Genomic DNA, 22,966 nt, shown 5'->3' with positions numbered 1-22,966 from the left:
ATATGAGCAGAGACATCGACCGCCACGACACGGATATTCTGATCCTCGGCACTGGGGGCGCGGGGCTCTTTGCGGCGCTACATACGCAGCAAGCCGCCCCTGAAGGCACCAAGATCACGATTGCTGTCAAAGGTCTGATCGGCAAATGCGGGTGCACGCGGATGGTGCAGGGCGGCTATAACGTGGCCCTGGGCGGCGGCGACACGGTCGAGCGGCATTTCATGGACACGATTGAGGGTGGTAAATGGCTGCCCAATCAGGACATGGCCTGGCGGCTGTGCGAACAGGCGGTTGTGCGCATCCGCGAGCTGGAAAACGAGATTGGCTGCTTCTTTGACCGCAATGCCGATGGCACCTTGCATCAGAAAGCCTTTGCCGGGCAGACGGCGGACCGCACGGTGCACAAGGGTGATCTGACGGGCATCGAGATCATCAACCGGCTGATGGAACAGGTGCTAAGCCGCCCGGTCGAAAAGCTGCAGGAGCATCGCGCGGTTGGCCTGATCCCGACCAAAGATGGCAGTGCGCTGGCAGGGGTATTGATGATTGATATGCGCACCGGCAGGTTCCGCTTTGTGCGGGCCAAGACCGTGTTGATGGCCACGGGCGGCGGCCCGACCATGTACAAATACCACACCCCCAGTGGCGACAAGACGATGGATGGGCTGGCCATGGCGCTGCGCGTCGGGCTGCCACTGCGGGATATGGAGATGGTGCAATTCCACCCCACCGGGCTTCTGGCGGGTGCGCACAGTCGCATGACCGGCACGGTGCTGGAGGAGGGGCTGCGCGGCGCCGGCGGGCAGTTGCTGAACGCGGCGGGGCAGCGCTTCATGTTCGATTATGACGGCAAAGGCGAACGCGCAACGCGCGATGTGGTCAGCCGCGGCATCTATGCGGAAATGCGCAAGAGCAATGATCCCGATCAGGTAGGCATGTTTATCTCCATGTCCCACCTCGGCCCCGACAACGTGCGCGCCAGGTTCAAGGGTATGGTGAAGCGCTGCGAGGACAGCGGGTTTGACCTTGCGGGTGGTCTGGTCGAAGTGGTGCCAACCGCGCATTACTTCATGGGCGGCGTGGTGGTGGACACGGATACGCGCACGGGGCTTCATGGCCTTTATGTCGCGGGTGAGGATGCGGGCGGCGCGCATGGCTCCAACAGGCTGGGCGGCAACGGTGTTGCCAATTCCACCGTCTATGGCGGGATCGCGGGTGACACGATGGGTGCGGACATCCGCAAAATGCCGAGGCTGCGTGATCCTGATGAAAGCCTGCTGATGGCAGAATATGAACGCGCGCGCCACCCGCTTTCCCGGCCCCCTGATTTGGTACAGCCACTGCGCAATCGCCTGCAGGAGGCGATGTGGGAAGATGTGGGCGTGATGCGGGACGCGGCCGGGATGACGCGCGGTTTGAGCCGGGTGCGGGCCATTCGCCGCGACCTCATGGATGTCGGTGTGGCATCGGACACGCTGGCGTTCAATCTGACGTGGCATGACTGGTTGAACATGGCGAGCCTCTGCGATGTCTCCGAAGTGATCGCTCTGGCGGGGCTGGCACGGGAAAACTCGCGCGGTGCGCACTACCGCGAAGATTTCCCCGAAGCCGGGGATATGGCCGCGTCCTATTTCACAGTTGCGGAACGCGCTGGTGACAAGGTGAATGTCACGCGCCAAGACGTTGATTTTTCGATTGTTCGCCCGGGCGAGACGATCCTGCCCGAAGGCGAGCCAGAAACCCTGGTGGCGGCACAATGATCTCAATTGACCTCATTCAAACGACCGCGGAAACCCTGATGGACAAGGCGGCCATCGAAATTCCGCAAGACTATCTGGACGGGCTGCGCGCGGCAGCAAAAACCGAAGACGGTGATCTGTCGTCATTTGTCTTGCAGGCCATGCTGGAGAATTACGAGGCCGCCAAGGAAGACCGCCGCGCGATGTGTGGCGACACGGGCGTGCCGCGCTGGTTTGTGAAAATGGGCAATGATGCCCGCATCGAAGGCGGCCCGATTGCCTTGGAAGCGGCGCTGCGGCGGGCCACGGCCAATGCCACCACCGGCGTGCCGCTGCGCCCCAACCGGGTGCATCCGCTCTGGCGCACGGATCACAACAACAACGTCGGCATCGGCGCGCCGGAGATTGAATATGGCTTTGAGCCGGAGGGGGAGTGGATTGACCTGATCACGGTGCACAAAGGCGGGCTATTTGGCACCGACTACCGGATGCTCTTCCCGTCGGACGGCATTCAGGGGATCAAACGGTTCTATCTCGACAGCCTCGTGGCGTTTGGCAAGCGCGGCCTCGCGTGTCAGCCCGCGATTATCGGCATCGGGCTGGGGGGATCGAAAGACACCTGCATGGTGCTGGGCAAACGGGCCTCTGTTTTGCGGACGGTGGGCAGCCGGAATTCGGACCCAAGGATTGCGGAGATGGAGGATGAATTCAAAGAGCTGGGTAACTCAATCGGTATGGGTGCCATGGGATTTGTTGGCAAAAACATGGTGATAGACTGCAATATTGAAGTGGGCTACTGCCACACCGGCGGCATGCAGATGTCGGTGCATGCGTTTTGCCTCTCCTCCCGGCGGGCAGTGGCGCGTGTCTTCCCCGATGGGCGGGTCGAACATCGCACGGATCCGGATTGGTTCACCGATTATCAGCGCCGCGAAACCATTGATTGGGATCCGGTGCGGGAGGCGGCAGAATGAAAATCCGCGAAGTCACCCTTTCCGCCACCCCCACCGCCGAAGCGATTGCCGATCTGCGGTTGGGGGATATCGTCTACCTTGATGGGTTGATCTACACCGCGCGCGAAGGCGTTTACATGCGCGCGCTGGAGGACAAGGCCAACATCCCGATGGAACTGCCCTCGCAAAGTGCTGCGAACTTCCATTGCTCCCCTGCGGCGGTGATCCGCGAGGATGGCTCCTTTGATCTGGGGGCGGTGACGGCCACGGCGAGCTTCCGTTTTGCCAAGTGGTTGCCCGAATGGATGGCCAAGACCGGCGCCCGGCTGATCATCGGCAAGGGCGGCATGTCGTCCAAGGACTACAAAGAATATTTCGTGCCGAATGGCGCGGTCTATCTGTCCACGGTCGGCTACGGCACCGGTGCGCTGCTGGGGCGCGGGGTGGAGACCGTGGAGGCCGTGCATTGGCATGAAGAACTGGGCATCGCGCAGGCGATGTGGGTGATCCGGGCGCGCCGCATGGGGCCGTTCATCGTGGCGTCGAACATGGCCGGTGAGTGTTTGTTTGAGCGTGAAAACGCCAAGATTGTGCAAAATCTTGACCGGGTTTATGAAGGCACGAAACCTGCGGTGTTGAAGCGCTATGGCGAAACCGATGATCGTTCCGACGAGGTTATCGGCTAACGGCGCTTGGTGCGGGGGCTTTGGCGTTAAAGAAGCTCACGCAAGAGCAAGACGGTGCCTGAGATCAGGCAGATCGCGATCAGCAATCTGCGAAAGACGTCGTCCGTCAGCCTGCGAAAGACGATGATCCCGACCTGTGCCGCCAGGATCGCGGAAGGTACTGCGATACAGAGTTGCAATAATGTGCGCTGATGATAGGCGCCACCCCAGGCCAGTACGAGGGCCGTCAGGGCCAGCACGGTCACGTTAAAGGGCTGCAACACAGCGCGTGTTTCATATTTGGGCCAGGCGCGCATGGAACACCACATGGTGGGCAACGCGCCCGACAGCGATGCCGCACCGCCCAGGATTCCGGCGCAGAACCCAATCGTGCAATCGATGAACGGCGTGGGCCGGTCGATTTTGGGCAAGGTGCGCCGGAAAGTGAAAAAACCGCCGTAGAGAATAAGAAAGAAGGCGATGAGGTATTTCAGCACGGAGACATCGATTTGCTTCAGCGAGGCGACGCCCAGCGGGATGCCAAGGATGGCCGGGAAGAGGAAGCGCGCAAGGCGCCGCGGGTTCTGTGTCAGCGAATGGCGCACGATCCACAACCCCTGCAATCCGCTGACCACTGAAATGGCAACCGTGATCGCAACCGCTTCAACGGCGGGTACCACCGTCAGGAAAAACCCCAGCGCAAAAAGGGACGTGCCAAATCCGGCAAGCCCGTTGATGAAGCCGCCCGCGAGACCGCCAATGATCAGAAATGTCATTTCCTGGGATGTCATTCAGCGGTGGCCAGAGGGGAGGGGCCGAAGGCACCGATGGTGACCGAGCGCAGGCAGATGCTGTGCAATTCGCTCAGAACCCGACCGCGCGCGGTATCCTGCGGGTAGGCGAGGCCCAGACGCCGGATGGGCGCGTCTTCGCCAAGGGGTAAACGCTTGAGCGGCAGGGGGTTGTTTGGCTGCACCGCGCGTCTGGGCGCGATTGCGACGCCAAGATTGGCGTAGACCATGCTTGAAATCGCTTCCAGACTGTCCAGTTCCATCGCCTCGTTCACGCGGATGTTTTTTCGTTGCAGCCAGCTTTCGATCATATGGCCCACCACGGCCTCGCGGTTAAAGCGGATAAAGGGGTGTTTCGCGAGCAGCTCAAACGGATCATCGCTGCCAGTGTCCAGAGAGGCCAGCAGTTGCAGGGGCTCCTCTGCAATCTCGCGGAATTCAAACCCCGGCGGCATCAATTGGGGACGGGTTACAAGGGCGGCATCCAGCGCCCCGCGTTCCAGCTGCGACATCAATTGGTTCGTCAGACCGGGAAAGAGCCGGACATGCACTTGGGGGTAGGTTTTCACCAGCATCGATATGGCAGAGGGCACCAGCGTCGTCAGTGTGGTCGGCAGCGCGCCCAGTTTGACCTCGCCGCTGACGCTGCTTTCGCCCAGCACGGAAGGCAGCATCTGATCATAGTCCCGAACCACATCGCGCGCTTTGGCCACCAATGCACGGCCCAATGGCGTCAGTTCCGGCGTGCGTTTCGATCGATCAAAAAGCTGCACGCCCCAGCTTTCTTCCAGACCGCGCATCTGCTGGCTGACCGCGGCATGGGTCACGTAGACGGCATCCGCCGCCGCGCTGAAGGTTTTGTGATCATGCACGGCGATAAGCGTTCGCAAGGTGCGAATGGACATGGGATATGTGCCTTTTGTGTTAGCTTGGCTAACGGATTTTGTAATTTATTATTACTTCTATAAAGCATGTCTTAACGTTACCAATTGTCAAGGGCGCCATCGGCTTCGCCCGGGGGGTCCGAATGGCCGGTCATACTGGGAGGAATACGATGTCTTTTAGAACACTCGGCGCGGTCTGCGCTTTGAGCCTTGGGATCGCTGGCGCGGCGCTTGCGGAGTATCCTGAACGGCCCATTAATATGGTTATTCCCTACGGTGCGGGCGGTGCCACCGATATCTCCGCGCGGACAATTGCAGAGCCGCTGGGGGCGGCGGTGGGCAAGCCTCTGGTCATGGCGAATGTGACGGGCGCGGGGGGGGCGACAGGATCGGTTGCCGTGCAAAACGCCAAGGAGGATGGCTACACGATGCTCTTTGCGCGCGTGGGATCGCATTCGGTGAACCCGGCGATGAAAGCGACGCTGCCCTATACGCTCGACGATTTCCGCTTTGTCACCGTTTACGAGATCAACCCCTTTGCCTGCGTGGTCTCTGCGACCTCCGACCTGATGTCGATGGAGGACGTGCTGGCGGCGGCCAAGGGCGATGGTCTGAGCTTTTCGTCTTCCGGTGTCGGCTCGGGGCCGCATCTGGCGGCGGCGATGGTCCTAAATGCCTTCGGGCTGGAAGATGCGGCCAATGCTGCGACGCATATTCCGCAGCAGGGCGGCGGGGCTGCGGCCACAGCTGTTCTGAATGGGACGGCGGATTTCCTCTGCACCAACAGCTCGGCGCTGGCGAGCTTTGTGGCCAATGGCCAGATGCGGGCGCTGATGGTCACCACCGCCGAGCCCGTCGAGGGTTTTGATGCGCCGACGGCGACATCGCTGGGGCATCCGGAGCTGGAGCAGATGGTCGGCTGGACGGGCATCGCCGGGCCTGCAGGGTTGCCGGATGAGGTTGCCGACAAATGGGGCGAGTGGATGACAGCCGCCGCTGCGGATGAGGAGTTCGTCAGCTCCATGGAGGCGCGCGGGTCGATCATTCGGGTCATGTCGCCCGAGGAGGCAAACGAATTCATCCGGGCGCAATACGACACCTTCCGGAAACTTGTTGACGATTTGGGCATGAGGATTGAAGGCTAGGCGGGCGGCCTTGCCGATCCACGACGCTGAAACGCCGGACCGCGCGATGGTCCGGCGTTTTTTATGGTGCGGACTCCGGATGGGAGGGGTGTAGATGACACAACGACAGGTGCAGTTGCGTCTGGGGGGCGGTGCCCTGATCGTGGCTGCGTTCCTTGCCCTTTTCGCCATTCCGCAATGGGTTTCCTCGCCCAGCAATGTGGGCAATATCGTCCTGTCGCCGCTCTTTTGGCCCTACGCGCTCGCGGGGTTCACCGGCTTGACGGGGCTTGGTCTGATCTTTTCCGGTTTGCAGATGCAAGGTACGGATGAACCGGTCAATGACCCGATCGAGGATACCGGCGCGGCCTGGCTCAGACTTGCGGCCATGGCCGTGCTCATGGGGCTGACGATGTTCCTGCTGCCCAGGCTCGGTATGGTACTGACCTCCATGCTGGTGTTTGTCGCCTCTGCGTTTCTGGTCCGCACGCGCCACCCGATCACCGCCATTGTCTGCGCGGTAATTGTGCCGCTGGTGCTTTATGCATTTTTTGCCCATGTGGCGGGGGTCGCCATCCCGCAGGGTGAGTTTCTGAGGCTGCCATGAGTTTTCTCGACAGCATCGCGGCGGGTCTGAGCCTTGTCGGCAACATCGAAGCGTTCCTTGCGCTTTTTGTCGGTGTCGCCATCGGCGTGGTCGGCGGGGCGATCCCCGGCATGTCTGCCACCATGGCCGTGGCGCTAACGCTGCCCTTCACCTTTGCCATGCAGCCGATCACCGGCATTCTGCTGCTGCTCGGCGTCTACAAGGGCGGCATTTTTGGCGGGTCGATCCCGGCAATCCTGATCAAGACACCGGGCACACCGGCCTCTTCGGCCACGATCCTCGACGGCTACCCCATGGCGGAAAAGGGCGAGGCGGGCCGGGCGCTGGGCATGGCGCTCTGGGCGTCCTGCACGGCAGATGTGATCTCCAACCTCGCGCTCATTCTCTTTGCGGGCTGGCTGGCGTCTTTCGCGCTCAGCTTTGGGCCGCCGGAATTTTTCACGCTGATCCTGTTTTCCCTGACCATCATCGCGGGCGTGTCGGGGGAAAGCCTGTTGCGTGGCGCGCTATCGGCGCTCCTGGGGCTCTTGCTGGCCACCATCGGGCTTGATCTGGTCTATGGCACCAACCGCTTCACCTTCGGTGATCCGAACATGATGGGGGGCCTCAATTTCATCGCTGTCCTGATCGGGCTTTTCGCGATCCCCGAAATTCTGGCGATGGTCTGGCATCCCACGGCGCATGTCGGCAAGACCCGTTCGCTGGGCAAGAACTGGGTTTCTTTCGCCGACTACCGACGCAGCTTCAAATCCATCGTGCGCGGTAGTTTCATCGGCGTCTTTCTGGGGTCCATCCCGGGCATCGGTGCCGCCCCATCGGCTTTCCTCAGCTATTCGGAGGCGCGCCGCACCTCGAAAAACAAGGAAAACTTCGGCAAGGGCGAAATCGAAGGCGTCGCGGCTTCCGAGGCGGGCAACAACGGTGTCGCGGGTGCCACCCTGATCCCGCTGCTGGCCCTTGGGGTGCCGGGCGACGTCATCACCGCAATCATCATCGGGGCTTTCATGATCCACGGTCTGCAGCCCGGCCCGATGATGTTCATCCTGAATGTGGACATCATCTATGGCCTCTTTATCGGGTTGATCGTCAGTTCCGTCTTCCTCTTCATGATCGGCTCCGTGGCCATTCGCGGGTTCAAATATGTGGCCGACATCCCCAAACGCATCCTGATCCCGGCGGTGCTGGTGCTGTGCATCTACGGCGTCTTTGCGGTGAACAACAACATCTTCGACGTGGGCGTGATGTTCGCGATGGGCTGGGTCGGATATCTGATGGTGCGTTATCACATCCCGGCGGCGCCCTTTCTGATTGCTTTCATTCTGGGGCCCTTGCTGGAGGATAACTTCCGCCAATCCATGCTGATGTCGGGGAGCGATCCGACGATCCTGGTGCGCGGTCCGATCACCTGGTTTTTCTGGACACTGACCCTTTTGACAATCGTCGCGATTGCGCGCGCAGGGGTGCGGGCGGTCAAAAACAATCCGCTGTTGTCTGGCCGATCAGGTCCGTAACGCGGGGGGTAGTCAATCGGCGTCTGGTTGCCACGCGAGCACCTTACCCTCCAGCACCACCGCACTGACGCGGAAAAACAACAACAGGCGCAATAGCGCCAAAAATACCCTGCAGGCAGAAATTGTGATTTGGCATGGCGACAGATTGCATAGCATCTTGGGAAAACTCAGGCATATGTGCCCGCAGCGGTGCGGCCAAGACCCCAGGTATGACAAGGATTTTGACTATGATACCGACGCTCGTTGCAACCCTTTCCACCTTGCCGGACCGTGATCCTCAATATGCGTTGGTGGGCGAGGTTGATCTGGTGGTGGTGCGGTTCGACGATGAGGTTTCGGTGTTCTACGGGCGCTGTCTGCACCGGGGTGCGCTGATGGCGGATGGCCATGTGCGTGGCAAGGATCTGATCTGTGGCGTGCACGATTGGGATTACCGGCTGGACAGCGGTGTGTCGTCCTATGCCAATGACGAAGCGCTGCCGAAGTTCAAATCCTGGATCGAAGACGACCGGATCATGGTTGATGCCGATGAGATCAACCAATGGGGTTTTGACAATCCGCAGCCCTACAACCGCGATGCTTATCTGGGCCTATATGCAGACCCGAGCCATGGCGACACAGGCGAGCCCTACACCGGTTTGATCCAGCAATATGCTCGCGACGGGCTCAGCAAGACCGGGCATCACGGCGTTGTCGATGCCATGGGGGTGCTGCGCGCGGAATTGCCGGATTGGGATGACATCCAGCTGCTGACCGCGCAACTGGCGAAACCGCCGCTGTTGGAGGACACGCCGGTGGGCACCGAGGTGGTGATCGGCCCGAATGCGCAAAAACCGCTGCGGCTGGATATTCCGCTGTTCGTGTCTGACATGTCGTTTGGCGCGCTCTCTGAGCCTGCCAAGATTGCCCTGGCGCGCGGCGCTGAGATTGCGGGCACGGGCATCTGTTCCGGCGAAGGCGGCATGCTGCCCGAAGAGCAGGAGGCCAATGCGCGGTATTTCTACGAACTCGCGTCCGCGCGTTTTGGTTTCAGCTGGGACAAGCTCGACAAGGTGCAGGCCTTTCACTTCAAGGGCGGGCAGGGCGCCAAGACGGGCACCGGCGGGCATCTGCCGGGTGCCAAGGTCCAGGGCAAGATCGCCGAAGTCCGCAGCCTGGATGAAGGGCAGGACGCGATCTCGCCGCCGCGGTTTCCCGATTGGACCGATCCCGCGCAGATCAAGGATTTCGCCGATGAGGTGCGCGACCGCACGGGCGGCATTCCCGTCGGCTACAAGCTCAGCGCCCAGCATATCGAGAAAGACATCGACGCGGCCCTCGCTGTCGGGGTGGATTATATCATTCTGGACGGGCGCGGCGGCGGCACAGGGGCCGCCCCGGTGATTTTCCGCGACAATATCTCGGTGCCGACCATCCCCGCGCTGGCCCGTGCGCGGGCGCATCTGGACCGGTTGGAGCGGGGCGACGTGACGCTGGTCATCACCGGCGGCCTGCGCAAACCCGCGGATTTCATCAAGGCCATGGCGCTTGGCGCGGATGCGATTGCCATTTCGAATTCGGCGATGCAGGCCATCGGCTGTCTGGCCATGCGCGCTTGTCATACCAACAATTGCCCCGTGGGCATTGCCACGCAAAAGCCGCATCTGGTCAACCGTATCGTTGTCGAGAAATCCGCGCGCCAGTTGGCAAACTTCTTTGAGGCATCGGTCGAATTGATGCAGGTGATGGCCCGGGCCTGTGGTCACAGTCACCTGTCGCAGTTCAATCATGATGACCTGACCACGTGGAAAAAGGAGATGTCGGAGATCTCAGGCGTGACTTTCGGAGGCGTTGCATGAACCAGGCAGAGGCGATCCTGATGGGGCTGCGGATCTGGGGCAGCATCGGGGCGGTGGTGGCCGCGATTTTTCTGACCATCGGCATGGACCGGATCGATGAGGATGCACGCGAGGCCTATATTTTCAGGCCGCTGCTCATTCCTGGCATTCTGGTCATCTGGCCGCTGGTTTTGTGGCGGTGGTATCTCTACGAGACGGGCCGGGAGCTCTGGACCCGGCGCTATGATCCGCCGCGCAAATCGCATTATGCCGTTGGATGGATCCTGCCCATTGGCATCTGCGTGATCATTGTGACCGGGCTCACCCTGCGCCAGACCTGGCCGGTGGAGATTGCCCCGGTGCGCCTGTCCGCGCCAGCGGAGGTCAGCCAATGAGCGTCAAGTACATTCCCGTTCAGTGGAACACGAACAAGTATATCTATGACGCGGTGATGCTGCTGGGGGTCGCGCTCTTTCTTTATGTCTTCCTCTACGCCGCGCCGGACATTCTGAGCCATGAGCGCCCGATCAACAGCCAGGTGCACAATGCCCGCGCCTTCGGGGCCTGCGCCTTTGTCATGCTGACGGTGATCTTGTGCATCGGACCTCTGGCGCGGCTCGATCCGCGGTTCCTGCCGCTGCTCTACAACCGGCGGCATTTCGGTGTGATGACCACCTTCGTGGCGATCACCCACGCGGGCTATATCGTGGATTGGTATTTTGCCTTTTCGTCGTCGAACAAATACGAGGCGCTGCTCTTTGCCAATACCAGCTACAGCCAACTCGCCGGGTTTCCGTTTGAGGCCTTCGGGATCTTTGCGCTCTTCATTCTGATCGTGCTGGCGGCCACGAGTCATGATTTCTGGATGAAATTCCTCAGCCCGCCGCTGTGGAAACGCATCCATTACCTGATCTACCCCGCCTATCTGTCGGTTGTCGCGCATGTGTCTTTCGGCATCCTGCAAGACCAGCAGAACCATGTTTTCACGGGGATTTTCATGGGTGGCGCGGTCTTGGTCGGCGGGCTGCATCTGATGGCGGCGCTGCAGGAGCGGCGCGCGGATCAGGCGCTCCTGGCGCCGACAACCGAATGGGTGCATGTCTGTGATGTTTCGGAGATGAAAGACGGGTTTGCCAAGATCAAGTTGCTGGCGGGCGGCGACCGTGTCGCCGTGTATCTCAACGCTGGCAAGCTCAGCGCCATTTCCAACGCCTGTGCGCATCAGAACGGGCCTTTGGGTGAGGGGAAGATCATCGATTGTCTGGTGACCTGTCCCTGGCACGGTTTCCAATATGACGTGGCTTCCGGCCGGTCGCCCGCTCCCTTCACCGAGAAGGTACCGACCTATAATCTGAAGACCGAGGGCACCGCCGTCCTGGTGGACGTCAAGGCAAACCCGCCGGGCACCTATGTCGAACCCGTGCCCGCGCCGGGCCAGGAGGGGATATCATGAGCGATAACGACAAGCCTTTCTTCGTCGGATACCTGCCGACACCCAAGGCCCTGCGCGGTCTGTTGCTGGCGGTCTGTGTGCTCTTCATCAGCGGGCTCTCCGGGTTTGGCCTGGCGCTCGGGGTGGCGCAGGATGATCCCGGCGATGGCGCATTTCGGTTCGATTACGGCCGTCAAACGGTGACCGGTGTGGTGGAGCTCACGCCTTATCCGCTGCTGCGCGTGACCGAAGGCAATGAGCGTATCCCGGCGGGCCACACGTTGATGCTTGCGGGCGGTGGCAAGACCAACGTCGAGAGCCGGGCGATCCCGCTGGAAGGGCAGCTCGCACAGGTTTCGGGCACCATGCTGCAGCGGGGTGCGCTCGATATGCTGCAACTGCGCGGCGGTGCCAATGGGATCAGTGCGGCAGAGGGTGAGGTGCCGCAGATTGAGACCGTTCCGTTGGGCCGCTGGAAGCTCGCGGGCGAGATTTGTGACGGCAAATGTCTTGCCGGGGCCATGCGCCCGGGGCGCGGGTTGGCGCATAAGGCCTGCGCGAACCTGTGCTTGTTGGGCAAGGTACCACCCGTCTTTGTCTCGACCCAACCCGTGGACGGCTCCGAATTCCTGCTGGTGACGGGCCCGAACGGAGAGCATTTACCCGAAAAAGCATACCATTACGTGGCGCAATTCATCTCTCTGGAGGGGGATGTCGAGCGGCGCGGAGATCTCCTTGTCTTGCGGATGGATCCCGATACGCTGGAGGTGCTGGACTGATGCGCCGCGTTGTTATGCTGCTCATTGCCGCCGTTCTGGCCGCGATTTTCTTCTACCTTTCGCGCTTCTGGTATCTGTCGCTTTGGGACCGTCCGGGCCTCTTCGGGTTGGAAGAGTTGCGCCCACAGGGCGGTCTGGTCGCGCAATGGGTGCGCGGCACCAATGCCGCCCCGTTCGAGCTACTGATCTGGGCGCTGGGTTGCTTTGCGGTGCTGAGCATTGTCCAAAAAATCTATGACTTTTTCACCACGCCAACCGATGCAGGAGAGCCCCATGAGTGATGAAACCCTCGACTGGATCAGTGTGGGCCAGATTGATGATCTGCCGGAGGGCCGGGTGAAAACCGTCACGGCGCGCACCACGTCCATCTGCCTTGTGCATTTCGACGGGCGATGGGCGGCGATGAACAACCATTGCCCGCACCAGCGCGGTCCGTTGGGCGAAGGCTCCATCGAGAAGGGTATCGACGACAAATGTTGGATCCGCTGCCCCTGGCATGGCTGGGATTTCGACCCGCTGACCGGCAAGCCACCCGGTGGGCACGAGGACACCGGCCAACAGATGTACCCCGTCGATATCCGTGACGGTGAGATTTTCGTTGGTATCGCACCCGAACCACCGCATGAGCGCACGGTCACCGATGTCATGGTGGAGACGCTGACCAACTGGGGTGTGCAATCGGTCTTTGGCATGGTGGGGCATTCCAATCTTGGTCTGTCGGATGCGATCCGTCTGGCGGTGGGTGATGGCAAACTGCGCTACTTCGGGATCCGTCATGAGGGGGCAGCAGCCTTTGCGGCTTCGGCCTATGGTAAGCTCACGGGCACGCCTGCGGCCTGTCTGACCATCGCGGGTCCGGGGGCCACAAACCTGTTGACCGGCCTCTGGGATGCCAAGGTGGACCGCGCGCCGGTGCTGGCGTTGACCGGGCAGGTACAGACGCAGGTGATGGGGCCGGGGGCGTTTCAGGACATCGACCTCTTGTCGGCGTTCCAGGCGGTCACCAGCTTTTCGCAACCGGTTTTGGGCAGCTCCAACCATGCGGAGCTGGCATCACTGGCCTGCAAGACGGCAATTGTGGAGCAGAATGTCGCGCATCTGATCTTTCCCGATGACGTGCAGACCAACCCTTCCGATCAGGCTGCAAGTGCGCCGCAAGGCCGTGTGACCGCCGCCCCGGTGACGCCTGCGCAAAGCGAGATCGACAAGGCCGCCGCGATGATCAAGGCCGCCAAACGGCCGATCATCATCGTGGGTCATGGCGCATATCCGGTGCGCGACGATATCGCCGGTCTGGCCGAAACACTGGGCGCGCCGGTGCTGACCACTTTCAAGGCCAAGGGGCTCTTGCCCGACAGCCACGCCTGTGCGGGCGGTGTGTTGGGGCGCTCCGGCACGCCGATTGCCAGCTGGTTCATGAATGAGGCCGATCTGATCATCGCGCTTGGCACCAGCTTCTCCAATCACACCGGGATTGAGCGCAGCAAGGAGATCATTCAGGTTGACCATGAGCGCATGCAACTGGGTAAATTCCATCCCGTGGCGCTGCCCATCTGGGGCGATGTCGGCGCCTTTTGTGATGCGATCACCCGCGCCGATTGCAAAAATCCAGGGGCGACGGACCAGATCGCCGAACTGGCCGACCGTTGGGACATCTGGCGGCGCGAGAAACAGCAGCGGTTGGCTGAAGATCTGGGCAAAGGTATCCATTCCTTCGCCATCTTCGAGGCTCTGGGCCGGCTGGTGCCCGATAACACGATCTTTGCGGTGGATGTGGGCAACAACACCTATTCCTTTGGCCGCTATCTGGAGACAAAGGGCACACAAAGGGTGCTGATGTCCGGCTATCTGGGCTCCATCGGCTTCGGTTTGCCCGCCGCCATGGGGGCCTGGGCGGCAACGCAGGACAAGGATGATCTGAAGGGATGCAAGGTCGTGTCCATCTCGGGCGATGGCGGCTTTGGCCAGTACCCGATGGAGTTCACCACCGCCGTCAAATACGGCATGGATATCACCCATATCCTGCTGCACAACGGCGAATTGGGCAAGATCTCCAAGGAACAGCGCTCCGGTGAATGGCCGGTCTGGGAAACCGACCTGCAGAACCCCGGCTTTGCCGCCTTTGCCCGCCTCTGTGGTGGCTACGGGGTGAAAGTCACGGATGCGGCGGACATCGAAAGCGCGATCAAGGAAGCGCTGGAGCATGTCGGCCCGGCGTTGGTGGAGATCATGACAGACGCGGATTTGGTCTGATCCGATTGCGCAGCAGGCGGGCATGTCATAGGACTGTGCAACTGATTTTTGAACGCGTTGCAGATGACCCGGCCTGAGACATGAACGATATCTATGAAGGGCTGGTCGCCGCGTTCTGGCTGGTTGTGACCCTCGATTCCGACCTGATGCAGATCAGCCTGCGCTCGCTGCAGGTGAGCCTCTCGGCACTGCTCATCGCATCGGCCATTGCTCTGCCGCTTGGCACATTTCTGGCGATCCGGCGGTTCCGGTTCCGGCGGCTGGTCATTTCATTGCTGAACGCCTTGATGGGGCTGCCGCCGGTCGTTGTCGGGCTGATTGTCTATATCCTGCTGTCGCGCTCCGGGCCCTTTGGTGTGCTCGGCCTGCTCTTCACGCCCACGGCGATGATCATCGCGCAGGTGATCATCATCACGCCGCTCATTGCCTCCATCACCCATCAGGCGATGCGCGAGCTTTGGGCGGAATACCACGATCTGCTGATCTCGCTCAACACCAGCCCCTGGCAGCGGATCAAGACGCTGATCTGGGACGGGCGGCGCAACCTGCTGACCGCCTCACTGGCGGGTTTCGGGCGGGCGATTGGTGAGGTGGGGGCGATCATGATCGTCGGCGGCAATATCGATAATGCCACCCGCGTGCTGACCACGGCCATCGCGCTGGAGACGGGCAAGGGCGATTTTGCCCTGGCGCTGGCTCTGGGCTTTGTGCTGATTGCCTTGGCCATTGGCATCAACATCTGCATCCACTGGCTGTCCCGCACGGAACGGGAGGGGCGCTGGTGAGCACGATCCTTCCCCTAATCCTCAAGGATGTGGCCGTGCGACGGCGCGGCAAACGCCTGCTGGGGCCGGTTGATCTGACGCTGAAATCCGAGGGCCTGACCATGATTGTCGGCCCAAATGGCAGCGGCAAAACCACGCTGCTGCGGGTGATGCACGGTGTCGAACGGCTCAGCAGCGGCTCGGCGACATGGGCGGTCGCCGAGGAGGAAGCACGCCACCGCCAATCCTACGTCTTTCAGACGCCGATCATGCTGCGCCGGACCGTTGCTGATAACCTGCGATATCCGCTGCAACTGATCGCTACGCCACGCGCGGAAGTCGAGACGCGCATCGCCCGTTGGGCCAAGCGCATCGGGTTGGAGGAGCGCATGGGTCTGCAGGCCACACGGCTTTCCGGCGGAGAAAAGCAGAAACTGGCGCTGGCGCGGGCGCTCATCCGCAAGCCGGATGTGCTGTTTCTGGATGAACCCTGCGCCAATCTGGACGGCGCCTCGACGCGTGACATTGAAAGCATCCTGCAAACGGCTCTTTCCGAAAAAACCCGCATTATCATGACCACACATGATCTAGGTCAAGCCAAACGGTTGGCGCGTGATGCAATCTTCATGTTGCATGGCGTCGTACATGAAACCGGTCTCGCAACGGGTTTTTTCAGCGCGCCGCAGACCGCCGAATTGCAGGCGTTTTTCAGAGGAGACATCATCGCATGATCACGCGCATCGCTGCATTGTTCACCGCGCTTTCATTGAGCACCACCGTTCTGGCAGAGGATATCAAACTGGCGGTGACGACGTCGTTTGAGAACTCAGGTCTGGCCGACGTCCTATTGCCAGCCATCAAGGAAGACCTTGATCTGGATGTGCAGTTACTGGTCGTCGGCACCGGGCAGGCGCTGCGTCTGGGGCAGGCGGGGGACGTGGACGCGATCCTTGTGCACTCCCGTGCGGCGGAGGAAAAATTCGTGGCCGAAGGCTATGGCACCTACCGCCGCGAGATCATGTACAACGATTTTGTTTTCATCGGCCCCAAAGATGATCCCGCGGGCGTTGGCCAGGCGACATCCGCAGCCGAGGCCCTGAAACGCATCGGTGTGACCAAACCCGCCTTTGTCAGCCGCGGCGATGACAGCGGCACCCACAAAAAGGAAATCGCGTTGTGGCGGGCTGCCGATCTTGCGCCTGAGACCTTCGGCGCCTGGTATCGTGCGGTGGGCGCTGGCATGGGCGCAAGCCTGAACACGGCGGCGGGTCTGGACGCCTATATTCTGGCCGATCGGGCGAGCTGGCTGAACTTTGGTAACAAGGCCAACCTCGATCTGCTTTATGCGGGGGATGCCGCGCTGTTCAATCAATACGCCTTTCTGGCCGTGAACCCCGAAAAGCACGCACATGTGCGCAATGATCTGGCGGTGCAACTGGAAGACTGGCTGGTCAGCCCGCGCGCCGCAGAGCTGATCAACAGCTACACGATCAACGGCGAGACGCTCTTTACCTTCAACGCAGCGCCTGAGTAATCCCAGCGCGGTGAGGGTGGCTGAGACGCAATGACTGCTTTGAGCCCAAAGTGACATCTATCAGCGCCCGTTGGAACGTGGTAGCCGGAGAGCCTGTGCCTGCAAGTTATTGGACTTAAGGAATGCTCAACCCAAGATGCACTGTCATTTTGTTTTCCCTCGTACTAGCTGGCTGTGCGGAGGGTCAATGGATTCCACAAAGCCCAAATGCCCGCCCAGGCTCAGACCTACTGCCACCAAGTTTTGCAGGTAACTTCTTCACAGAGATTTGTCTGACCACAGCACCAAACTTCGAGAAGGTCCCGCAAGCAATTGCAGGTGAGCCGTTTGTCCAAGACCAAAAAACCGGAACCTACTTCCACAAATTCGCGGATCTATCAATAAAGGTCAGCGACTATGGATGTTCTCTGGTCTTTAAGTCTGAATTAAGCATCGATGAAACAGTTTCCGAACTCGCAACAGGTGTTACGAAGAATGCAGCGAATTGGGGTGTGGACATACCACCGAACATTGATGTTACCTCCGATGCGTCGCCAGACGGGCGAGGCAGGTATTTCCGCATTGGAGTCCCAAGACCATAACACCATGAGCCGCTAAACGGCGGTTTTGTCCCGCTTGCCGTCCCCTACTTCGCGACGCTTGTTGATGTTCGGTTGTTTGTCAGCATCAACGGGTTTTGGCTCAGCTGCCTCTAATGCTGATGAGGTTCGCCGTCCAGCGACCCATGGATCGCGAATTGTTCGATGCCAGCTTCCTGCGGTTCGATCACGCGGTAGCTCTCTTTCACACCGGCGTCGGTCAATTCGCGCGTGACGGTGAGCAGCGTGTTGAATTCCTGATTTTCACAGAGCGCGACCATCTGGCTGATTTCTTCCATCGCCACCCCCATTGCGGCCTCGACAGAAGGCGCGCCATAGATGTCGACGAAATGCTGCGCGAGGGCGGCCGCAATCGCGTCGCGCTCGCTTTCCTCGATCTGGGTGACGGCGACAAAACTGGCGCGGCCAAAGGTTTCGACCCCCATCCAGCCATTGGTGAAGGCCTGTTTTGCCTTGCCGGTCAGATCGCCGTCCGACCAGTTGGAAAACTCGAACCCGCCCGAAATGCACCACTCGCCGGTGCGCGCGGGGCTGTGAAAGACGCGGGTGTCGCTGTCGTCGAAGTGAATGGCACGGGCCAGTTTCATGAAACCTCCATCAGGTCGCGGGCGTCAGGGTTTGGGTGATCGGTATCATCGCTGTCTCATCCGCGCCCTGCAACAGCATTCCGAAGCTTTCATCGACGCCCAAAAACCTGCCCGACTGCGTGCTAATCGTTGCGCTTTCGCCGATGCCATGGGCCAGGCCAGTCCATTCGTCATGCACCGGTTTGACACCTTCGTCACCCCATCGGTTGATCCAGACCAGCGTGTGGCGCGCCCAGGCTTCAAGCAAACCAGTGGCATCCACCTCGCTGCAGCCTTCGTCAAAGAGCGTGGTTTCATCTGGCCTGGTGCCCTTTTCTGACCCCTCCGACCAGAGGGTGAGCGTCAGGCCAACGACCAGCCAATCGGGTTCGATGTCCGGGTTCTCCGGGGCGGCCATTACCTGCAGGGCACCGCACCTGGCGCCATTCACCCGGATGCCGCCGCCCCATTCCAGATGTACGGAAACCTCGGGCGGGGCCAATGCGCCTAGCGCATTCTGAAAACCGATCCCGCAAATGGGCAGCATGATCATCGCCTCGCGCAACGGAACCTCGGGGGCAAAGACGATGGCCGCGCGCAAGGCGTCCAGTGTGATGTCATAGGCAACGAGACCCGCGTCACAGCCCGCGCGTGCCTCCGCGCAGGCCACGGCCATCGGATCCGCACCCGCAGTTGCAAGCGCCTGGAAAAGCGGTGGGAATTGCGGTCCGCTCATGCTGTCCCATCGGTGATCAGGGTGCGGGCGACCGCGCGAAACGCATCCGCCTGAGCGCTGTCCGGCTTGGACACCACGATCGGGGCACCGCCATCCGCGGCCATCCGGATATCAAGATGCAACGGGATTTCCGCCAGCAGCGGCACGCCGAGTTTTGCCGCCTCGCTGGCCACACCGCCATGGCCAAAGACATGCTCTTCGTGTCCGCAGTTGGAACAGATATGCGTCGACATGTTTTCGATCATGCCCAGAAGGGGTGTGCCCAACTGGTTGAACATATCGATACCCTTGCGTGCATCCAGCAGCGCCACATCCTGCGGTGTTGAGACGACCACCGCGCCATCGACCTGGAACTTCTGCGTCAGCGTCATCTGAACATCACCGGTGCCGGGCGGCAGATCGACGATCAGCACATCCAGCGCGCCCCATTGCACCTGGGTCATCATCTGTTGCAATGCGCCCATCAGCATCGGACCGCGCCAGACCACCGCTTGGTCATCGTTTGTCATCAGCCCGATGGACATCATGGTCACGCCGAAATTGCGCATCGGCAGAATGGTCTTGCCATCCGGGGACGCGGGACGCCCGGAGACCCCCAACATGCGCGGTTGCGAGGGCCCGTAGACATCCGCGTCCAGTAGGCCGACGCGCCGCCCTTCGGCGGCCAGTGCGCAGGCGATGTTCGATGCCACGGTGGATTTGCCAACCCCCCCCTTGCCAGAGGCGATGGCGATGATCCGGTCAATACCGGGGATTTTCTGCGGGCCGCTGGGGGTGGATTTTTGCGGTTTCAAATCCGGTGGGGCGGCGGGCGTGCTATGCGCCGTCATGACGACAGAGACGGTACCGACGCCGGGCATCGCCTTCACAGCGGTTTCCGCTGCGGCCTGAACATCCGCGTAAAGCGTGGCCTGCGAGGGGGGCACTTCAAGCACGAAACGCACGTCAGAGGTGTCGCTGACCGTCAGCGCCTTGACCAGCCCTGCGGCCATGACATCGGTTTCGGTCACCGGATCGGTTACCGTCTTCAGAACGTTCAAAACGTCGTCGCGCGTCAGGCTCATGTGGGGTTATCCGTCTTCCTGGCCAGTGATCTGGCCCGTCACTGTGTGTTCGAGATCAAGACCCTCAACCGTCAGCACCACTTTGGCGCTGAACGTCTTGCCGCTGGTGTCACCGGCGGTGCGCATGGCTTCTTCGATCGCTTGCTGGGAGGTCACACCGACCTGCTTGAGGAATTTGCGCATGGACATGTTGAAATCATCGCTCATTCTGGGCTCCTTTTGGCTGTTTTGAGAGGGGATGCTTTGGAAAACTTGACGGTTTGGCGAGGCTGGTTCTACGTTGAACCCCTTACCAGCTGAATTTGGGAGGGTTTGTGCGGGGGATCTTGGCGGCTTTGCTGGTGATTTGTGCGATGCGGCCCGTTGCTGCACAAGAAGAGTTGCGGCTCGCGGTTCCGACCCTGCTGGAGCAATCGGGTTTCGCCCAATTTGTGGTGCCGCGGTTTGTGTTGAAAACCGGCGTTCGCATCACCCGCGTGGGCGAGAGCGAGGCCGCGGGGATGCGGTTTACCACCGAGGGGCGCGCGCTCTTTGAAGGGCTGGGTGCGCGGTGGGGCTTTGAGCATGATGGCGGGGAGGGGGCTGAACGCTTTGCGACCTGGCTGCGGTCCGACATTGGCAAGCGCACAATTGAGAGCTTTGTCGCGCCCGACGGCAGCCGTTTTTCCGTGCAGGTGAAGGCGGTGGCGGTCACGCCGGTCTTGCGCTACGACGGGGACCCGATCGCAGGTGAAACCCTTTCGCTCAGCATGTGTGGTCGGTGCCACGTGATCAACGAAAAGAACCGGATGAACGGTATGGGCGCCACCCCGTCCTTTGCGGTGTTGCGAGGCCTGAGCGACTGGGATGATCGGTTTGCAACGTTTCATCTGCGCAATCCGCACCCGAGTTTCACACAGATCGAAGACATTACGGACCCCTTTGACCCCACGCTGCCGCCCCCCATCGTGCCAATGGAGATGACGCAGAAGGATCTTGAGGCGATCCTTGCCTATGTCTCCGGGATCACCCCAGCGGATCTTGGTGCGCCTTTGCAAACTCAGTGATCCTTGCGCTTGCTCAGGTAGTCATCCGTGGTGCGGACACGCGGGCGCTCTTTGCTGGCAAAGGGATTGTTTTGCGAATGATATTGCGCCTGAATGCGGCAATTGTCGCACATCTGGATCATGCGCGCGGTTTGCGGATTGGCAAACATGGAATGCTTGCCGGCGAGCTTTTCCATGATCCGCTCGACCGTGGACTTTGACCCGAAGAGCGCGCCGCACTCGACGCAGGGAAAAGGTTCCTCCTCATTCACTACCGCCTGGGTAAAGGCCGCGTCTGTCAGGTTCAACTGTGGGGTCAGGGTGATGGCGTCTTCCGGACAGATGTTGCTGCACAATCCGCATTGCAGGCAGGCGCTTTCCTGGAAGCGCAATTGCGGCTTGTCCGGATTGTCGCCCAAAGCGCCTGCCGGGCAAAGGGATACGCAGGACAGGCACAGGGTGCAGGCATCCTGATCCACCAGAATGGCCCCATAAGGCGCTGCGGCTGGGAGGGGAATGGTTTCGGCCTCCGGTTGCAGCGCCTGTGCGGCCAGGCGCGTCACCTGACGCCTTGATCCGAGCGGCAGGATCGGCGTTTCAACGGCGGCTCCGGGTTCTGCAGCGTATAAGGTGTCGCTGAGCGCATCAGGGTCGTTGACATCAATCAGCGCAATGGCATCCCGCCCAGCGATGGCGCGGGCCAGCGTGGCTTCATCCTCAAGCACGGGGCGTTCGCTGCGGGGACCGAGCACAATCGAAACAGTGCAGAAACCGCAGGCCTGGGCAGCCAGCATTTCGGCATGACCAAACCCGGAAAGCGCCGATACCGACAAAGGAATGACATCCGCCGGCAAACCCCGGCCATACCGGGCCGCGAGAGAGATCAATTCCGATCCGAATTCCCCGTCATGCACCAGCACGCGCGGGTTCGTTCCGCCCGCTTTGCGGTAGGTGCTGGCCAGTGTGTTCAGACGGGCAAACAGACTGGAGACGGGCGGCGCGTCATAGGTGATGGCCTCCGATGGGCACAGGGCGGCACAGGCGCCGCAGCCTGCGCAAATCATCGGATCGATGGCCACATGCTCCCCGGCGGAAGTGATCGCACCCGTGGGACAGATGTTGAGGCACTTTGAACAGGCCGCCTGTTCCGCCCGCGAATGTGCGCAAAGCGATGCCTCCAACCGGACATAGAGCGGTTTTTCAAAGGTGCCGATCATGGTCGAGGCGTCGAGTACGGCCTGCGCCACTGCGGTCTGACTGCCGGGATCGGCCCGCAGATAGCCGTCACGTTTTTCGGGCGCCGGGAACAGAGGCGTCTCGCCGCTCAGGTCCAGAATGACATCGCATTCCGAGAGCGCACCGTCACTGGCGGGGGTCCAAGCCGCTGCCCCGCGCCCTCCGGCGATGATCTGCTGGAACTTATCGATGCGCAGGCTGAACCGCCCAAGCGTGCCGGTGGCGCGCGCGAGGGTCCCGCTGACACTATCGAAGGGCAGGCCGGGGCTGGTGTCCACCGGCGTGGGGGTCAGCAAGGTCACCGCCAGCGTTTTGGACAGATCCCGCGCGGCCTGCTGTGCAACGTCACCCGACCCGATGATCAGGCAGGCCCCGTTGGAAACCACATCCACCGTGCGTTCATTCGGCGTTGGCAGTAACGCCTCTGCGGCGAGCGCGGCCATTTTCGGGGCGGCCTGCGATCCCTCATCGCTCCAGCCCGCGCGGTCGCGCAGATCGACAAACGCAGGCTCAGCGACCTCAATCTCTTCGGCCAACTCTCTGAAAAGCGGTGCTTCTTGCTGGCAGGCAACCATCGTCTCGCCCTTGGCCATCAGTGCTGCCGTCTCTTCGATCTGCGCGCCGCAGGCATGGGTGAACATCTTGGAACAGGTCAGCCCGGTTGCTTCCGCAACGCTCTGCGCATCAACGGTCTGGCTGCCGAGGCAGTCACACAGGATAATGGTTTTGGTCATCTCTCCCCCAATGACGCGATGCGCTGTTGCGGGGTCCCGCGCTGCGCCGATGCATAGCTATTCAGGAATTTAGGGCCTCGTAAACTGGATTCGACCCCGCAGGTGTTTCAAGCCATGAATTATCTGCCTGCTATTATCCATTTAATTCCAGGA

General features: G+C 61.0%; 23 protein-coding genes. 16 read left to right on the top strand and 7 right to left on the bottom strand.

The features are described 5' to 3' along the window. Positions 1-2: 2 nt before the first annotated feature. Genes Q1A63_RS10355 through Q1A63_RS10345 form a run of 3 tightly spaced genes read left to right on the top strand, consistent with a single transcriptional unit; the run spans position 3 to position 3,378 of the window. Positions 3-1,760, top strand: coding sequence for an FAD-binding protein (locus Q1A63_RS10355; protein WP_298970691.1), 1,758 nt, complete (start codon positions 3-5; stop codon positions 1,758-1,760). Further along, a complete protein-coding gene (locus Q1A63_RS10350; RefSeq protein ID WP_298970693.1) occupies positions 1,757-2,713 on the top strand; it encodes a fumarate hydratase in 957 nt (318 codons plus the stop codon). Before Q1A63_RS10355 ends, Q1A63_RS10350 begins: the two co-directional genes overlap by 4 nt. Next, positions 2,710-3,378 carry a fumarate hydratase C-terminal domain-containing protein gene (locus tag Q1A63_RS10345; protein WP_298970694.1) on the top strand — a complete coding sequence of 223 codons (669 nt, stop codon included), beginning with the start codon at positions 2,710-2,712 and terminating at the stop codon, positions 3,376-3,378. The genes Q1A63_RS10350 and Q1A63_RS10345 overlap by 4 nt, the downstream gene beginning before the upstream one ends. A 26-nt stretch (positions 3,379-3,404) precedes the next feature. Here the strand turns inward: Q1A63_RS10345 and Q1A63_RS10340 are convergent, their stop codons facing one another. Both Q1A63_RS10340 and Q1A63_RS10335 read right to left on the bottom strand, forming a co-directional pair. After that, positions 3,405-4,148 carry a sulfite exporter TauE/SafE family protein gene (locus Q1A63_RS10340; protein ID WP_298970695.1) on the bottom strand — a complete coding sequence of 248 codons (744 nt, stop codon included), beginning with the start codon at positions 4,146-4,148 and terminating at the stop codon, positions 3,405-3,407. Then, positions 4,145-5,053 (bottom strand): LysR family transcriptional regulator, encoded by a 909-nt coding sequence (locus Q1A63_RS10335; RefSeq protein ID WP_298970697.1) that lies wholly within the window; start codon positions 5,051-5,053, stop codon positions 4,145-4,147. The genes Q1A63_RS10340 and Q1A63_RS10335 overlap by 4 nt, the downstream gene beginning before the upstream one ends. 149 nt (positions 5,054-5,202) lie before the next feature. Between Q1A63_RS10335 and Q1A63_RS10330 the strand changes: the two genes are divergently transcribed. The 12 genes from Q1A63_RS10330 (at position 5,203) to Q1A63_RS10275 (ending at position 16,853) form a co-directional block, all read left to right on the top strand. Continuing rightward, positions 5,203-6,177: a tripartite tricarboxylate transporter substrate binding protein gene (locus Q1A63_RS10330; protein WP_298970699.1), complete on the top strand. Its 975-nt coding sequence runs from the start codon at positions 5,203-5,205 to the stop codon at positions 6,175-6,177. A 94-nt stretch (positions 6,178-6,271) separates the two neighbouring features. Then, positions 6,272-6,763: a tripartite tricarboxylate transporter TctB family protein gene (locus Q1A63_RS10325; protein ID WP_298970700.1), complete on the top strand. Its 492-nt coding sequence runs from the start codon at positions 6,272-6,274 to the stop codon at positions 6,761-6,763. Continuing rightward, entirely contained in the window at positions 6,760-8,274 is a 1,515-nt protein-coding gene (locus Q1A63_RS10320; RefSeq protein ID WP_298970701.1) for a tripartite tricarboxylate transporter permease, read from the top strand. Before Q1A63_RS10325 ends, Q1A63_RS10320 begins: the two co-directional genes overlap by 4 nt. A gap of 227 nt (positions 8,275-8,501) precedes the next feature. Continuing rightward, positions 8,502-10,112 carry a glutamate synthase-related protein gene (locus Q1A63_RS10315; RefSeq protein ID WP_299631449.1) on the top strand — a complete coding sequence of 537 codons (1,611 nt, stop codon included), beginning with the start codon at positions 8,502-8,504 and terminating at the stop codon, positions 10,110-10,112. Then, positions 10,109-10,486: a hypothetical protein gene (locus Q1A63_RS10310; RefSeq protein ID WP_298970703.1), complete on the top strand. Its 378-nt coding sequence runs from the start codon at positions 10,109-10,111 to the stop codon at positions 10,484-10,486. Before Q1A63_RS10315 ends, Q1A63_RS10310 begins: the two co-directional genes overlap by 4 nt. Next, positions 10,483-11,544: a Rieske 2Fe-2S domain-containing protein gene (locus Q1A63_RS10305; protein WP_298970704.1), complete on the top strand. Its 1,062-nt coding sequence runs from the start codon at positions 10,483-10,485 to the stop codon at positions 11,542-11,544. Before Q1A63_RS10310 ends, Q1A63_RS10305 begins: the two co-directional genes overlap by 4 nt. Further along, the gene (locus tag Q1A63_RS10300; RefSeq protein WP_299631446.1) at positions 11,541-12,302 is read left to right on the top strand and encodes a hypothetical protein; all 762 of its coding nucleotides are present in this window, start codon (positions 11,541-11,543) and stop codon (positions 12,300-12,302) included. Before Q1A63_RS10305 ends, Q1A63_RS10300 begins: the two co-directional genes overlap by 4 nt. Beyond that, positions 12,302-12,583, top strand: coding sequence for a hypothetical protein (locus tag Q1A63_RS10295; RefSeq protein ID WP_298970706.1), 282 nt, complete (start codon positions 12,302-12,304; stop codon positions 12,581-12,583). Before Q1A63_RS10300 ends, Q1A63_RS10295 begins: the two co-directional genes overlap by 1 nt. Then, the gene (locus Q1A63_RS10290; protein ID WP_299631444.1) at positions 12,576-14,555 is read left to right on the top strand and encodes a thiamine pyrophosphate-binding protein; all 1,980 of its coding nucleotides are present in this window, start codon (positions 12,576-12,578) and stop codon (positions 14,553-14,555) included. The genes Q1A63_RS10295 and Q1A63_RS10290 overlap by 8 nt, the downstream gene beginning before the upstream one ends. An 80-nt stretch (positions 14,556-14,635) precedes the next feature. Then, positions 14,636-15,340, top strand: coding sequence for an ABC transporter permease (locus Q1A63_RS10285; RefSeq protein ID WP_298970708.1), 705 nt, complete (start codon positions 14,636-14,638; stop codon positions 15,338-15,340). Further along, positions 15,334-16,050 carry an ATP-binding cassette domain-containing protein gene (locus Q1A63_RS10280; RefSeq protein ID WP_298971575.1) on the top strand — a complete coding sequence of 239 codons (717 nt, stop codon included), beginning with the start codon at positions 15,334-15,336 and terminating at the stop codon, positions 16,048-16,050. The genes Q1A63_RS10285 and Q1A63_RS10280 overlap by 7 nt, the downstream gene beginning before the upstream one ends. Then, positions 16,047-16,853: a substrate-binding domain-containing protein gene (locus Q1A63_RS10275; RefSeq protein ID WP_298970709.1), complete on the top strand. Its 807-nt coding sequence runs from the start codon at positions 16,047-16,049 to the stop codon at positions 16,851-16,853. Before Q1A63_RS10280 ends, Q1A63_RS10275 begins: the two co-directional genes overlap by 4 nt. A 691-nt stretch (positions 16,854-17,544) precedes the next feature. Here the strand turns inward: Q1A63_RS10275 and Q1A63_RS10270 are convergent. Genes Q1A63_RS10270 through Q1A63_RS10255 form a run of 4 tightly spaced genes read right to left on the bottom strand, consistent with a single transcriptional unit; the run spans position 17,545 to position 20,025 of the window. Next, a complete protein-coding gene (locus Q1A63_RS10270) occupies positions 17,545-18,039 on the bottom strand; it encodes a DUF6505 family protein (protein ID WP_299631441.1) in 495 nt (164 codons plus the stop codon). A 10-nt stretch (positions 18,040-18,049) separates the two neighbouring features. Beyond that, entirely contained in the window at positions 18,050-18,754 is a 705-nt protein-coding gene (locus Q1A63_RS10265) for a biotin/lipoate--protein ligase family protein (protein WP_299631439.1), read from the bottom strand. Further along, entirely contained in the window at positions 18,751-19,818 is a 1,068-nt protein-coding gene (locus Q1A63_RS10260; RefSeq protein WP_299631437.1) for an Mrp/NBP35 family ATP-binding protein, read from the bottom strand. The genes Q1A63_RS10265 and Q1A63_RS10260 overlap by 4 nt, the downstream gene beginning before the upstream one ends. A 6-nt stretch (positions 19,819-19,824) precedes the next feature. Next, positions 19,825-20,025, bottom strand: coding sequence for a DUF6494 family protein (locus tag Q1A63_RS10255; protein ID WP_299631435.1), 201 nt, complete (start codon positions 20,023-20,025; stop codon positions 19,825-19,827). A gap of 107 nt (positions 20,026-20,132) precedes the next feature. On the opposite strand from Q1A63_RS10255, the gene Q1A63_RS10250 reads away from it, so the two are divergent. Beyond that, positions 20,133-20,864, top strand: a complete 732-nt coding sequence (locus Q1A63_RS10250) for a cytochrome c (protein ID WP_299631433.1) — start codon at positions 20,133-20,135, stop codon at positions 20,862-20,864. On the opposite strand, the gene Q1A63_RS10245 is transcribed toward Q1A63_RS10250, so the two are convergent. Next, positions 20,858-22,813 carry a 4Fe-4S binding protein gene (locus tag Q1A63_RS10245; protein ID WP_299631431.1) on the bottom strand — a complete coding sequence of 652 codons (1,956 nt, stop codon included), beginning with the start codon at positions 22,811-22,813 and terminating at the stop codon, positions 20,858-20,860. The two genes, Q1A63_RS10250 and Q1A63_RS10245, sit on opposite strands and share 7 nt — an antisense overlap. Positions 22,814-22,966 lie beyond the last annotated feature (153 nt).

The organism is uncultured Roseobacter sp. (assembly GCF_947499265.1).
In the GTDB taxonomy this organism is placed as follows: domain Bacteria; phylum Pseudomonadota; class Alphaproteobacteria; order Rhodobacterales; family Rhodobacteraceae; genus Roseobacter.
The sequence above is the reverse complement of the archived record's forward strand: the minus strand, read 5'-3'. Positions and strand labels throughout refer to the sequence as shown.